This is a genomic window from Pontibacter qinzhouensis (genome assembly GCF_008017455.1).
GTDB lineage: Bacteria > Bacteroidota > Bacteroidia > Cytophagales > Hymenobacteraceae > Pontibacter > Pontibacter qinzhouensis.
In genome coordinates this window covers 1-15,630 of record NZ_VRTY01000124.1, presented here as the reverse complement: position 1 = coordinate 15,630, position 15,630 = coordinate 1, and the positions used below count along the sequence as shown (strand labels likewise).

Here is a 15,630-nt window from a genome sequence, read left to right as displayed (position 1 = left end):
GGCTATGCAGGCCATATCACGTTTTATTCAGGCTTGCCCGGTGCCGATTACAATTTCCGCGACCGCACCGAGGTGGAAGGCGGCAAGCCACAGTTGCACGTTACCACCCAGTATGGCGGAGGCGGCACCCAATTGAATTCCCTTAAGCTAATGGTGAGCAGCGACCTTGCTGCGTTAACGGCAGAAGGCGTGAAAGCAGCCTCATGGACAGACATTACCAACAGAGGCACCATTGCACCTAACCCCACCATAACCCCTTCCGGAACGATGGATATTTCTGACGTAGTGGAACCGGGCAAGCCGCTGTTCTTTGCCCTGAAATTTGAAGGAGCCACCGACCCCGACAAGGCAGCCGGAAACTGGATAGTGCCGGAGTTCAAAGCCAGTACCCTGCTGCCCGATGGCTCCGCCATTCCGGTGGCTACCTTGCAGACAGCCGGCTGGCAGCCCTTCAGCATTACAAACGATGCCAATGCCTGGTACTCCAGGGGCACCCCGATTGTGGATCTGGTTATAATAGGTGGTGGCAAAAATGCGCCGGAAAGCGAAGACTGGTACGTTACCAAACCGCTTTATTTTACTAAGGTGCCACCCGACAGAGGCACGCCTATCCAGAATATAGGAACCAATGCCCTGGACAGCCACCAGTTTGTGTACACACAACCCGGTACCTACGTCGTCACTTTTATAGGCGCCAACCAAACTGTTGACGACCGCAAGCAGGTGATGAGGCAATTTGAAATCACCATAACGGAGTAAGGCGAAATAGTGATAATTGTAAAACTCCCGCTATAGAAAAACCTTGTTACTAATCCAGAGATGTAGCCGGATTGGGCCGAAGTACATAGAAGCAAATGCTGTGGAGTACAGGAGCAATTATTCTAATGAAAATCGCCTCTTTAAGAGCAAGGCTCTGTTGTTGTTGCTGCTGCTATTTATTAGGCAGACCTGATTGGTAGCACCAGTTTCAGCCATAAACCTTCAGTCCTAAATTTTGTCTCAGGGCTCCAAAGAGAGGCGACTCCGCTTCGGCTAAAAACTTTAGTCCTTTTCGGAATAATAAGGCTTTGAAAAGGTAGGAGTATCAATAATTTTATTAACTTAGTGCGTTAACTAATTATTCTAAAAACAGATCAAAATTAAACCTGAGCCTGGAAACAGAGTCGCCATTTAATAGGCCCATCAGCCGGCAAAGTAGCAGCTGCAGCAGGAGCAGATATATGGTTTGAAGGTGCATTTTGATTAGAATAATTCGGGTGGCAATTGTTCTGCCTTTTCTTTCGGCATCAGCTTAAAAGAGAAAGACGATAAGAAAGCTGCAGGAACATCCTTTGAATACCGTCACGAATCCTTAATAAGAAGCCTAAAAGCAAATATTTACTGTTTAAAACAACTTCCCAGAGAGGGATCTTTTTTCTACAAAACCCTTAGTGCGTAAAGAATATAATAAAGTATTAAACCTTAGAATATGAATCAATTGGAAGAGTTGGCAATTGCTGAACTAGACGTGAAAACACAACATTCACCGATTATTAAAAAAAGAAAGGAAACGGTTCCCCGCATAGGTGTTTTTGGGGTAGGATACTCTAAATACTGGGAGCAATTTGAAGGGCTGTATGAGCAAATGCTGGAGAAGCAGGCAATTTTCCTGGAAAAGGTGCAGAAGCATAATGCGGAGGTAGTTGACTTTGGGATGGTAGACGATGTGATCAGCGCTTATGAACTGCTGCCGAAACTCAAAGCCGCCAACCTGGACCTTATTTTCTGCGACATGCTCACTTATGCCACCTCCAGCACCTTTGGCATTATTATCAAGAGCATTGACGTGCCGGTGGTACTAGTGGCCTTGCAGCCTGACAAAGCCTTGAACTACAGCAAAGCGTCGACCTATCAGCAGCTCTACAACGACGATATCTGCTCGCTGCCAGAGTTTACGGGTGTGGCCGTGCGCATGGGTAAAAAGGTTCCCGACGTTATCATAGGAACCCTGCACGACGATCCGGCTGCCGAGGCAGAGATAGGTACCTACTGCAACATTGCCCGCGTGCTGCACGACCTTAAAACGGCGCGTATCGGCCATATTGGTCACCCCATCGAGGCTATGCTCGATATGCACTCCGATGCCACCATGCTCACCGCACACTTCGGGTTACATATTGTGCAGTGCGAAGCCCACGAAATTGTAAGCAAATACCATCGGGTAGCGGAGCAGGACATCAAAAAAGAAGAAAAACGCATCCTCGACTTCTTTGACACCCCGGACCCTGTTTCTGACCCTATCTCTGAAAAGCTGCGCGCTACCGACCTGGAAGTGGCCGCACGCGTGTCGGTGGCGCTGGAGGAGTTTGTGAAAGATAAGAAGCTGGACGGACTGGCCTATTACTACGAAGGCGAAGCGGAGAGCGACACGCGCAAGGTTATGACGAACCTGATCGTAGGAAACTCCCTGCTCACGGGTGCCGGCTTCCCGATGTGTGGCGAATCGGACCTGAAATGCTGCATCGCCATGATGATAATGGAGCGGCTGGGCATTGGTGGCAGCTTCGCCGAATTTCACCCGGTGGACTTTAAAGAGAACTTTATTCTGGTAGGGCACGACGGCCCGCATAACGTGACCATAGCACAGGGTAAACCAGTGCTCAGAAGCCTTAAAAAGTACCATGGCAAACCCGGTTTCGGGGCAGGAGTGGAGTTCAAGATTAAGGAAGGCCCCATCACCATGCTTAGTATTACCTCCACCTACGATGGCAAGTTTAAGTTTGTGATAGCGGAAGGAACATCGGTTGAAGGCCCTATTCCGCCAACAGGCAACACCAACACCAGGGGCTATTTTAAACCGGATGTGCGGACCTTCCTGAAAAAATGGGTGAAAGAAGGGCCAACCCATCACTTTGCACTTGGTGTAGGCCACCATGCGCAGACCATTAAGAAAATTGGCGAATATCTGAACATTGAAGCAGTAATAGTGGAGTAAATATGATGATGAAGCGGACGGCAAATTCTATTTTAATCCTGTTTTTTTTGCATTCTTTTGCAGCGGTGGCTTTTAATAATCCAGGTGAAGCACCCGGCAGCCAAAAGGAAGCGCAGGTCTTGTTCCACCTGGATTTTGACAAAGGCTTCGAGGCAGAGGCCAGGGGCAGGCGTAGCCCCGTCAACAGCAGCAACAGGCCTGCCACAACAGGCGGGATTAAGGGGAAAGCCGTCAGCTTTACACCTGGTCAGGTATTGCAGTATGCCTCCTCCGGGAACCTGCAAAAGCAGGAAGGCACCATTGCCATGTGGCTTCGGCTGCCGCCAGGGAGTGAAGGCAGGAAAGGAGAGGTCTACACCTTGTTCAATGAAGATGGCCCTGAAAACGCTGGCAGTAACAGCCTGAAAATAGAGCTGTACAAAGACAGGTTTATCCGCTTCAGCATAAAAGACCCGAAAGACTCGTACATTTTTTACCATAAAATTGAGGACTGGCAGCAGGAGTGGCACCACGTGGCCTTTACCTGGAACATCAGGAAAGGAGCCAGTATATATGTAGATGGCAAGCCCGCCTCTATTGGTTGGATGCCCCAATGGCAACCTGCCACGTACAATTCCTTTTTTATAGGGGCGGCCAATGCAAAAGGAGAGCGTGCCAGCCTTGCCGCCATCGATGAGTTCAGCATCTACAACCGCGAACTGACCGAAGCTGAGGCAAGAGAGGCGTTCCTCCGTTTTAGAGAGTTTACAGCTGATGTCACGATGCATGATCCTTTTGTAACGGCTGCCTCGCCTGCTCAGGTTCCTGTAGTGCTGGCCAATGCCGGCCAGGCCACCATAAACCTGAAGGAGCTTCGGTTTGAACTCACAGGGAATAGCGGCAAGGTGCTGCAGCAGGGCAAGCTTCCTGATCAAACGCTGAAGGGTCTGGAGAAATCGAAGCTTACGATTGAGTTGGCAGCTAACCCGGCTGGCACCTACCAGCTCTCTTTGTATTACAAGGAAAAAGGAATGCCAAAAAAGGCGCAGTCACCGGTGCATGTGCTGGCTGTAGCAGAAAAGGCTAAGGCGCAGGAGGCGAAACAGGTCCTGGTGGCCGAGGTAGACGCCGTAAGCCAGAAGCCGGTTGGCGAGTTTGGCGGCACTACGCTGATTCAAGCTCCCATTGGCGCTTACCGCGAAGCTGGTGCCAAACAGCGCGACCGCTTTGCCATGGCCTTTGAGGTGGAAGAAGCCAATGAGCCGCACCTGGCTGTGATTAGCTATCCGGACGATAAGCCCCGCACCATGGAGGTGCTTCTGCAGGACTTTGGCAACAACATAGATTTTCAGGCGCATACCGGTGTTTTTACGGGGGAGGAATATCCGCTCTCCCACAACATGCAGGAGCACCGCATTGTCTTCTGGCCCCGCTCCAAAAAACAGGCGTTCATCTTCATGACAGCTGAACCCGATTATCCGGCAGCGGTGCAGCACATCAAAATTTACAAGATCCAGCATTTTAAAGTGACAGATGCGAAAAACCGTTTTTCCGGCACGGTACCGGCCCGCAGCACCGGCCTCTATTACGAAGACCCGGTACTGTTCCATAACTTCGGCACCGGTCGTGACCTTGCAGGGTTCACCAAAGCCACCGATCGGCTGTTGCAATACATGCAGTCGTTTGGGCAGACGGAGCTGGAGTACCCGCTAGCCTGGTATGCGGGCCCACTATACGGTACTGCTGTAGAACCTTTTCAGCCAGACATAGATGGGGCCCAGGGCGGGCAGCGTCCTCATCCCGATGGTTATCCGGCTTACCTGCTCAAGCGGCTGGGGGAACAACAGATCAAGTTTACGGCAGGTCTACACATCCATACGCTGCCCAGCTTAAACAAGTATGCTTTAGCTGATACCGCCTTGCTGCATACAGGCGAAGAAACCGTCATCAATATTAACAAAGACGGGAAACTCTGGTATGGCTACTGGCATGGCGCTGACCCTAACTATAACCCGGCCGATCCGCGGGTTATGGCTTCGGTGACCAATATTGTAACGGAACTCTGCGAACGCTACGCCCAGGAACCGGCCTTTGACGGCATCTCCCTGGTCATGGCTCGCCCGAAACTATTCACCTTCGGTTCCCTGGCATCCGGCTACAACGACAGTAACCTCAAACGATTTCAGGAAGAAGCCGGGCTCCGGATACCGGTTTACAAAGCAGGAGATCCGACACGCTTTAACAAGAGCTACACCTGGCTCATGAACAACCCAGCCGCCAAAAAAGCCTGGATCGACTGGCGCTGTAAGGTTCTGTATGAGCACTACGCCAGCCTGGGCCGCCACATGGCCACTTACCGCCCCGACCTGAAACTAAAGCTGAACGTATTTGTGCACCTTACCCATAACCAGCGCCTGGCAGATTACCTTACTGAACCCAGCGTGGAGGTAATGCGGGAGATGGGCATAGACCCGGAACTCTACAAAAATCACCCGAACATCGTCTTTAACTATACCACGGTGCCGGCAGATATGCGCTGGAAACGGAACAACTTTCCGCCCGCTAATCATGAGGTAAACCGCACTGTAATGACGGCACCCGAAGTGGTGGCATCGCTTAAAGACCATGAGAAGGTGCGGGTAACGATACACGACCGCTACTGGGAAGACCCGATCGGAAAAGAGGCGCCGCTGGCAGGACTGAAAGCCTTAGGCGTTAATGAAATGGTGTGGCGGGCATCTACGCTGAATGCGGTTGGCTACCACAGCATGGAGCCCTACGTATTCGCCCTGCACCACCTCGATGCCACCAGCTTAGTGAAAGGCGGGTACGTGGTAGGCACCTTCGGAATGGAAGAGGAGCTAAGTCAGTTCTCGCGGGCGCTGCAGGCCTTTCCAGCCGTTAAATTCGACGATGTGCCAGCGGTAGCAGACCCTGTGCGCATCCGGCAGAAAGTGGTGGACGGCAAGTTGTATTTTTATGTGCTGAACACCTTGCCGGAGCCAGCCCAGGTTACCATAAACCTCACACACGCTGATCGGCTAATGGAGCCTGCTATTGGCACAAGCACCAAAAAAACACGCAAAGTCAAGCTGTCCCTGAAGCCATACGAGTTACGGGTTTTCACTAGTAACAAGGGGCAACAGGCTGTGGCAGGAGGAGACGTACGGCTGCCGAAAGAGTTCGTGAACGGCCTCCGGAGCAAACTGGAAACAGTGCAGAAACTAGCCCGTGAAAAAGGCATGGACAAGGGCAAACTAGCGCCTTATCTGGAACTGGCGGCAAAAACCTGGGATAATAAACACTACTCCCGGCTTTACTTTCTGTTGCAGGAAGACTGGGCTGCTGCACTGCTGGCCCCGGGAACCAATCCAGACGCGGCTTCCCGAAATAATCCTTAATGTACCAGTAGAGCAGAAAGGTGGCAGCTGTAGAACAGGACCAAGTACCTGCTATTATTTGCCAAAAGGTAAGCGAGAGAGGGTCATACGATATAGTTTTATGAATAATTCTAATCAGAAATGCCCTCCGGAGCTCCTTTCTGCTGCTGCTGCTGATGATGCTGATGGGAGTTGCCTCAACCTGGTAACCATTCCCTGAAAAAGACTGCTTCAACAGTAGATCATTCGCTGAGTTAGATGTGTAAGGAGGGAGCTGAAGCTGGTACTGCCAGCTTACTGGAGGCGAGCTGTTGCCTGCGCTTACGTGCAGAGATTTTATTAGCATATTTTCGTTAATGGCGTCAGGCTATTATTTATGCCAGCTGGCTTTCTGCTGCCACACATTTTAAAGGGGCAGCTTCCTATGGAAGTAACGAGCTTCTGCAGGTCGCCGGCCTATTGTCTGTACAGCACCCACCAAACCTGCAAACCTTTCACCTCACACATAAAAACCATGAGAAAGAAAACAGCTTTACTTACGCTTTTGCTGGTATTGGTGCTGCACCACCTTTCCTTTGCCCGGCAAGACCAGGACATTATTTTTAAGAACGGCGATCGCATCAACTTCATTGGCAACAGCATTACGCATAGCGGGGAGTTTCATAATTTTATTATGTTGTACTACGCCACCCGCTTCCCCGACTCAAAAGTAACTTTTTACAATTCCGGCATCTGGGGCGACAACGCCAACAACTTCCTCCGGAGAATGAACGAAGACATCCTGCGCAAACCAGCCGACTGGTCGGTGGTAATGGCCGGCATGAACGATGTGAACAGAGGCTTGTACGCGCCAGAGCGGCAAAATGAACCCGACATCGAAGCCAGGAAACAGCGTGCAATCAATGACTACAGAGGTTACCTGAACCAGGTAATCCAGCGGCTGCTGCAAGCCAACACCAGGGTACTACTGCAAAAGCCCTCTATCTACGACCAGACAGGCGATTTGCCAGCCCCCAACATGTATGGCGTGAACGATGCCCTGCAAAAATGCACGGTCATCATAGACGAGCTGGCACAGCAATATAACCTGAAGGTGGTGGATTATTTTACCATCCTGAACAACCTGAACCAGCAGGTGCAGGCAACTAACCCCAAAGCCACCCTGATCAGCAACGACCGCATCCATCCGGGTACGCCCGGCAATTTTATCATGGCCTATCAGTTTCTGAAAGATACGGGCGCCCCCCGTTTCGTGTCGGAAATCAGCATCCGGAGCGGCAAGCTGCAAAGATGTAAAGACTGTACGGTGAGCAACCTGGTTACAGGGAACGACCTCATAGAGTTTAACCACCTTGCCAAAAGCCTGCCTTTCCCGGTACCAGCTGAGGCAGCATCTGCGCTGGAACTGGTGCCGTTTCACCAGAAACTGAATGCTGAGCTGCTAAAAGTGGCAGCGCTGCCCAAAGGCGACTATGCCCTTACCATTGATGGCATTTTTATCCGAAACTACACCAGCGAAGAGTTAAACAAGGGCGTAAACCTGGCGCTGGAGCAAAACACACCGCAATACAGGCAGGCCGTGCAGGTGAGGGCCCAGACCATGCGCTACCGTTCGCTGCAGCGCAAACTCCGCGATATAAAGCGGCTGGAGATAAACTACCTCCCGGCATCCCTGAAGCAGGCGGCTTTTTCAGAGGTTAAAGCTCATATCGACAACCTGAGAACTATAAACGATCCGGTTTATGCCGCCAACAAAAGCCTGTTTGATGCTTACCTCCTGGAGAAGCCACAGGAACAGGAAACCGAGCAGCAAGTCGCTGCCGTAGCCGACCATATCTATACGATCAACAAGCCCGTTACACATGCCTACCGCATTAGCCTGGGCGCGCAGACCGATCCAAACGAAAATAACACGCATAGCTGGGAGTTTGAGGAGCCGGTAGTTGGCAATAAGGTAGAAGGCTGGACCATCGTGAACTATAGCAATGCCAGCACCACTGACGGTATCCTGAACCTGACCGGCAACATGACCTACAACCATATACGCTACGATGTGCCCGCCAGCTATGCCATTGATCCGGGGCAGAGCAAAACAGCCGTAATCCGGTTAAAAAACGAGACAGGGAATGGCATGGCCAGGTTCTACTGGTGGGGGAGTGCCGCTACGGCCGCCTACATAGAGTTTCCTGTATCTGCCAACGACACGGAGTTCAAAGAATATAAGATAGACCTGAGCAGAGACAGCAGGTGGAGCGGCTCTATTAGCATCATCCGCTTTGATGTGCCGAGCCCCTTGCATGCTACTTCTTTCGGCAAAAACGTGCAGGTAGATGCCATTAAACTTACAACCGAGGTATTGCCTCTTCCGGAACCGGAGCCATTGGAGCCCATGCCTGCCAGAGAGCCTGCTTCCTTTGGCGTGAACCTGGCCGGTGCTGAGTTCGGTTCAAACATACCCGGCGTTTTCGGTACGGATTACACCTACCCCAACGCTGCAGAACTGACCTACTTTAAATCTAAAGGGCTGGGCCTGGTCCGGATGCCCTTTAAGTGGGAGCGGATACAGCCGGAACTGAACGGACCGCTCGACCCGGTGGAGCTGGCCCGGATGCGGACATTTTTGGCGGATGCCAGGGCCCGTGGTGTATGGGTACTGCTGGACATGCACAACTACGGCCGCCGGAAAATAAACGGGGTGGAGTTCATAATCGGAAACCCGGAACTGCCTGTGGCCACAGTAGCAGATGCCTGGGCAAAACTGGCCAATGAGTTCCGAAACGATGAAAATATATGGGGCTATGGCATCATGAATGAGCCTCACGGCATGCTGGCATCCACCCCCTGGTTCAATATTGCACAAGCCATCATCACCAGCATCAGAAGCATCGATACCCAAACCACCATTGTGGTAGGAGGCGACAGCTGGAGCTCCGCTGCCCGCTGGCCGGCAGCCAGCGATAACCTGAAGAACCTGCAGGACCCCTCCGACAACCTGATCTTTGAGGCGCATGTGTACTTCGACGATGATGCTTCCGGCAAGTACGACCAGACCTACGATGGGGAGCAGGCCAACCCAACCATTGGCATAGCCCGCACGGCTCCCTTTGTGAGGTGGCTCCGTGAGAACGGCCTGAGAGGTTTTGTAGGCGAGTATGGTGTGCCTGACGACGATGAACGCTGGCTGGTTGCACTCGACAATATGCTGGCTTACCTGCGGGATAACTGCATAAACGGCACCTACTGGGCTGCCGGCCCCTGGTGGAATACGTACAAACTGGCTGTAGAACCCATTGGCGGCGTGGACAGGCCGCAGATGGCGATACTGGAAAAATACACTGCTGCAAAAACCCAATGCACGAATGAAGTAGAAGATAACCCGGAAACGCATATCTGGGACTTTAACGGAGCCGTTCAGAACAACACCATAGATGGCTGGACCATTGTGAACTATTCCCAGGCAGCTTCTGAGGCAGGCCTGCTGAACCTGGTCGTAAACCAGACCTACCAGCACATAAAATACGATGTGCCGGCCAGCAATGTCATTAACCCAAACCTGAGCAAATACGCTGTTATCAGGTTGAAAAATGAGACCCCAGACACGAAAGCCAGGTTTTACTGGTGGGGACCAGTCGGTGACAATGTGGCAAATTTCGTGGAGTTCGACATCAGCAGCAACGACACAGGTGTAAAGGAATATACCTTAGACCTGAGCCAGAACGCGGCCTGGACTGGCAAAAGCAGCATCCGCCTGATTCGATTTGATGTGCCTGCCGTGGCAAGTGCTGCTGCCCAGGGCAAGCAGGTGCAGGTAGATCAGGTTAAGTTGTTGTCGGCTTTGCCACAGGTGTTTACCTATAGCTGGGAATTCAACGAGCCCGTGGTGAACAACAAGGCAGAAGGCTGGAGCATCGTGAACTATACCGGTGCCTTTACGGAAGAAGGCGTGTTGAACCTGACCGCCGCCCAAACCTACAACAACATCCGCTACGATGTGCCAGCCATGTCGCCCATCGAACCGAAAGTGTATAAGCACCTCACCATTAAGCTGAAAAACGATACAGAGGAAACCAAAGCCAGGTTCTACTGGTGGGGGCCGGTAGGCGACAACGTCGCTAACTTTCTGGAATTTGAGATCAGCAGCAACGACACTGGATTTAAGGAATATACCCTGGACCTAAGCCAGATAGCTGCCTGGAGCAGCAAGAGCCATGCGCGCATCATCCGGTTCGATGTACCGAGCCCGGTGCAGGAAGCATCTTTAGGGAAAGCCGTAGGTATCGATTTTATTCAACTTTCGTCTCACCAGCAGTTGGAAAACCCTGGCAGTGTTACCTCCAATGCCTTGTACTCCACAAAGCATGTACTAGAAAAGGATCAACTGCACATTAAGGCAACAACAGAAAGGGCTATTCATATCGCTGCCACAGTTTCCGCTGACAGTAAAGGTACGGTCATTATAACAGATATGCTGGGCAGAAAACTGGCAGAGCTACCATATGCTTTTACCGAGGGAACTAACGCACTGGAGGTGCCGGTACAGAGGTTGTCGTCGGGCTTATACATTGCCACCTTCTACAATGCAAACAGCAAGATGAGCCGCAAATTTATCGTGCAGTTTTAAAAATAAGGCAACGTGGAGCAAGCTGGTATCTGAAACAGTGTTGCCCAAACTGCCTTACTCACCGCTTACTGAAACGCATGCAACTTATCTCTAACAAGGCCAGGTGAAAATTCTGATGAAAAGCCTTTTGAAGTAAAACTGTTGGAATAAATTCAGCAACTCACGAATTATAAGCAGTTGAAAATTGCTACGATAGCTGTTGTCAAAGCACATTTGCCATCATTCCTAATGTTGAATTTGACGCAGTCTCAATGAGGTTTTTCATCAGAATAATTTGTGCTGCATCACCATAAGGAAGCAAGGTTGAAGCAGGAAGAGTTTTTTAACTTTAGCTGATGAATTACACCAACATCAAGCATCTAGCCAGATACTTTATGTTTTGATTTTGCTGGTTCCAGGTGCAGCTTCAGCAGGTGCAGCAGCAGAAAAAATGCCTCGGGAGGGGCATTTTCATTTAAATAATTTGATTTAGGTTCCTTATCAAAGTTTCAAAAACGCTACTCCTTATGAAATACTATGTACATGCCTTGTTTGTAGTGCTCGCCCTCACAATTCCAATGTTGTCGGGAGCGCAGACTGATTTAAGGGTAAGCGACAACGGGCGGTACCTGGTGTACACCAATGGTAAACCGTTTTTTTACCTGGGCGATACGGCCTGGGAGCTTTTTCACAGGCTAAACCGCGAAGAAGCAACCATGTACTTAACCAACAGGGCCCAAAAGGGTTTTACTGTAATTCAGGCCGTCGTGCTGGCCGAGCATGATGGGCTGAACGACCCGAACCCCTATGGGCATACGCCTTTGCACAAGAACGATCTCTTAAAACCCAATGAAGCTTATTTTGAGCACGTAGATTTTATTTTGGATAAAGCTGCTGAACTGGGTTTACACGTGGCCCTGCTGCCCACCTGGGGCGACAAGCTGTTTAAGAATAAGTGGGGGGTGGGGCCTGAGATCCTCGATTCCCGCAACGCCTATGCCTACGGCAGGTATATCGGTAACCGGTACAAAGAGCGTAAAAATATAATCTGGGTAATTGGCGGCGACCGCAACCCTCGCGATGGCACTGAGGATGTAGAGGTGTGGCGCGCACTGGCCAGAGGCATAACCGAAGCCGTAGGCGGCAACCAAAATGCCATGATGACCTTCCACCCGCAAACAAATTCCTCGAAGTGGTTTCATGCCGAACCTTGGCTGGATTTTAACATGTGGCAGTCCGGGCATTGCGCCGACACCAAAGTCTGGGACAAGATCACGCACGATTATAACCTGTCGCCTGTAAAGCCGACCATGGATGGGGAGCCGATGTACGAAGAAATTCCTGTGTGCTTTAACCTGGAGAAAAACGGCTACGCAGATCCCACCGACATCCGGCGAAAGGCTTATTTAAATTTGTTTGCTGGTGCCCATGGCCACACCTACGGCTGCAATAACGTGTGGCAGATGTACGCGCCGGAACGTAAAAGGCATATAGACGCCACCAAGCCCTGGTACGAGTCGCTGGACCTGCCCGGCGCCAACGCCATGACACATGTGCGGCAGCTAATGGAGTCGCGCCCCCTGCTGGAGCGGGTGCCGGATCAGTCGATGATCGTAAGCCCGGTTTCAGATCATTATAAAGAGCGAATTCAGGCAACTCGGGGAACGGATTACAGCTTTGTTTATTCTGCTTCGGGGCTGCCTTTCACATTACAATTGGGAATTATTTCCGGAAAAAAATTAAAGGCCTCCTGGTTTAACCCCAGAACCGGAGCGGTAAGCAAAGGAGGTAATTTGAAAAATTCCGGCACCAAAGCGTTCACCCCGCCCACACAAGGCGATGACCAGGACTGGGTGCTAATCCTCGATGCCCGCTGACCTCGTGCTGCAGGCCAAGTTAGCAGACGGAGCCAGGCCGATTGGGCAGTATTTTAAATACGACACCTGCATTTAGATGAAATGGGAGGTGTACCAGAGGCTTCAGAAAGTGCCATCTGGCCCTATAAGCTTGTTCAGCATAACCCATATTATTCTAATCAAAAACACCCTCCTGAGCACTCTTCTGCTTCTGCTGCTCCTAAACATGGAAGAAATAATTGCTAAAAGACTTACAGGTGTTAGGTTGTTTCAGAATATTTTTTTATTATTGCTACATGCTTAGTGCGTTAAGAGTACTAACCAATTAAAATTGCCCCATAGAGCTAAAAAGAGAGTCTAGTAACTTATCCAAAATAATTAATTTATATTATCAGGTTTTACATTAAGTTGATCTATGAACAACACCGACAATACATCGCAGCTAACTTAAGGCACATAAAATGGAGCTATTTTTTTTGCCTGTTTTAACTTAGTGCGTTAGGATGTTTTATGTAAGATCAACTTTTCAGCATTACTCAGTTATTAAGATTACAAGTAGTACTATAAACTCATTGCCTCACCTATATGATAAACTACGATGAAATATGTAAACAGTAAAGTACTTTTTCTGGGCTTGATTTACGTGGTGTTACAGTTAACAGGCTTTGAAAATAAGCTGGCAGCACAATCAGGCAGCAAAATTGAGATCAGCGGAACCATCACAGCCGCAGATGGCGGACAACCGCTTATCGGGGCCACGATCGTGGAGAAAGGAACAATGAACGGCGCCACAGCCGACGTAACTGGCAGCTTTACCTTATCAGTGAGTCCAAACGCTATTCTGGTTGCTTCCTTTGTAGGATACAACCCCAAGGAAGTAGCTGTCGGAAATAGGGCTGTTGTACATGTTGCTCTTGATAACGACCAGAAGCTGTTGCAGGAAGTAGTGGTGGTGGGGTATGGCACCCAGAAGAAAAAAGACCTGACCGGCTCGATGGTAAGCCTGACCAGTGAGCAGCTGTTGCCAACTCCTTCAGCCAGCTTTGACCAGATGATGCAGGGCAAAGTGGCAGGAACACAGATTACGCAGACGACCGGAGCTCCGGGCGGGAACGTGAATATCCTGATTAGGGGTATCAGCTCTATTACCGGCGGAAACCAGCCCCTGTATGTGATAGACGGCTATGCAATTGGTGCCGGAGGTGGCGGCTCAGATGTGAGCAGCTTCAACGGAAACTCTTTTTCTTCTAGCGGCATGGCCAATAACACCGCCAACAAAATCAATCCGCTCAGCACCATCAACCCCGCCGACATAGAATCGATAGAAATTCTGAAGGATGCCTCTGCCACGGCTATTTATGGTTCCAGGGGAGCCAATGGGGTGGTAATTATCACTACCAAGCGGGGCCGTCAGGGCAAGGCTTCCATCAGCTTTGAGGCGACCGGTGGCGTGCAGACCGTAGCCAGGAAACTGGACCTGCTGGACGCGCAGCAGTTTGCAGAATTTGTGGCTGATGGCCGGGACAATGCCTGGGTGTATGCCGGTGGAAACGCCTCCGACCCAAACGAGGTAAGATCAGGAGCCACACGCGTTAAGCCTGAATTCCGGAACCCGGCCGCACTTCCGGCCAACACCGACTGGCAGGATGTAATTTTCAGGCCAGCCGCCATGCAAAATTACCAGCTATCGGTAAGTGGCGGTGCCAACGATATCAATTATTATGTAGGAGGTGGCTATTTCGATCAGGAGGGAATAATAGAGGGCTCCAACTTTAAAAAGTTTAACCTCCGCACTAATGTAGATGCCTATCTGACCAAGCGGTTAAAGATTGGCGTATCGGTGGCCGGTTCCCACTCATTCGGTGACTTTGCCCGTGCCGAAGGTCACCTGGGCCAAAGGGGCCTGATCTCAGCAGCCCTGGCCAATTCGCCCGCTCTTCCTATTTATACCGAAAACGGACAGTACAGCTCAGAGCTACTGGATCCGCTTGGAGTGCCTGTAGAAAACCCGCTGCTTATTCTGGATGAATTCAGCGACCGGCGCAACTCCACGAATATCTTCAACAATAACTTTCTGGAATATGAAATCCTGAATGGCCTTACCTTGCGCACTTCCCTGGGCGTCAATTACATTGTAGACAAGACCAGGCTTTGGAAATCGTCAGAAATAGGAGAGTGGGGAGCCAAAACCAGCCCGGCCACCGCAGGAACGCACCAGCGCACCAACCTGAACTGGCTCAACGAAAACACCGTGAACTATCAGCGGGTATTCGGGGAGCGGCACAGCCTGAACGCAGTAGCAGGGTTTACGGCCCAGAAAGATGCCCTGGAAATGTTCCAGGCCGGCGCCATGGATTTCCCTACCGATTATATTCCGATTCTGGCAGGCGGAAACGTAAATGCCGGGACCAACTTTATAACGGAGTGGTCGATGCTTTCTTTGCTGGCAAGGGTAAACTATACTTACCACGACAAATACCTTTTTACGGCCACTATCCGCCGCGATGGCAGCTCCAGGTTTGGGGTAAATAACAGGTGGGGCACTTTCCCTTCTTTCTCGGCAGGATGGCGTGTGTCCAAAGAACCATTCATGGCTAACCTGACAGCGGTGAATGACTTAAAGTTCAGGGCCAGCTATGGCACCTCCGGCAATAACCTGATCGGGAACTACGCGCACATCGGTCTGCTCGGCATTTCCAGGTATGTGTCCGGAGCGCAGCCGGTGCTGGGCATTGTACCACAAAGCCTGGCCAACGAAAACCTGACCTGGGAGCGCTCACAGGAAGTGAACCTGGGCATGGACCTTTCCCTCTTCGACAACCGCCTGACGCTGACAGCCGA

Annotated in this window: 6 protein-coding genes; all 6 read left to right on the top strand. The window is 50.9% G+C overall.

Features of this window, described 5'->3' with window-relative positions; all coding sequences use genetic code 11:
* Positions 1-759: DUF5017 domain-containing protein (locus tag FVR03_RS21545; RefSeq protein ID WP_147923847.1), on the top strand; the 759-nt coding region annotated here is incomplete at its 5' end.
* A gap of 709 nt (positions 760-1,468) precedes the next feature.
* Positions 1,469-2,974, top strand: a complete 1,506-nt coding sequence (locus FVR03_RS21540) for an L-fucose/L-arabinose isomerase family protein (RefSeq protein WP_147923846.1) — start codon at positions 1,469-1,471, stop codon at positions 2,972-2,974.
* Positions 2,975-3,039: 65 nt separating this feature from the next.
* Positions 3,040-6,354 (top strand): LamG domain-containing protein, encoded by a 3,315-nt coding sequence (locus tag FVR03_RS21535; RefSeq protein ID WP_187270255.1) that lies wholly within the window; start codon positions 3,040-3,042, stop codon positions 6,352-6,354.
* A 493-nt stretch (positions 6,355-6,847) separates the two neighbouring features.
* Entirely contained in the window at positions 6,848-10,954 is a 4,107-nt protein-coding gene (locus FVR03_RS21530) for a cellulase family glycosylhydrolase (RefSeq protein WP_187270254.1), read from the top strand.
* A 506-nt stretch (positions 10,955-11,460) separates the two neighbouring features.
* Positions 11,461-12,810, top strand: coding sequence for a glycoside hydrolase family 140 protein (locus tag FVR03_RS21525; protein ID WP_147923843.1), 1,350 nt, complete (start codon positions 11,461-11,463; stop codon positions 12,808-12,810).
* A gap of 577 nt (positions 12,811-13,387) precedes the next feature.
* Positions 13,388-15,630 (top strand): SusC/RagA family TonB-linked outer membrane protein (locus FVR03_RS21520; RefSeq protein ID WP_147923842.1); only part of this gene is annotated, 2,243 nt, incomplete at its 3' end.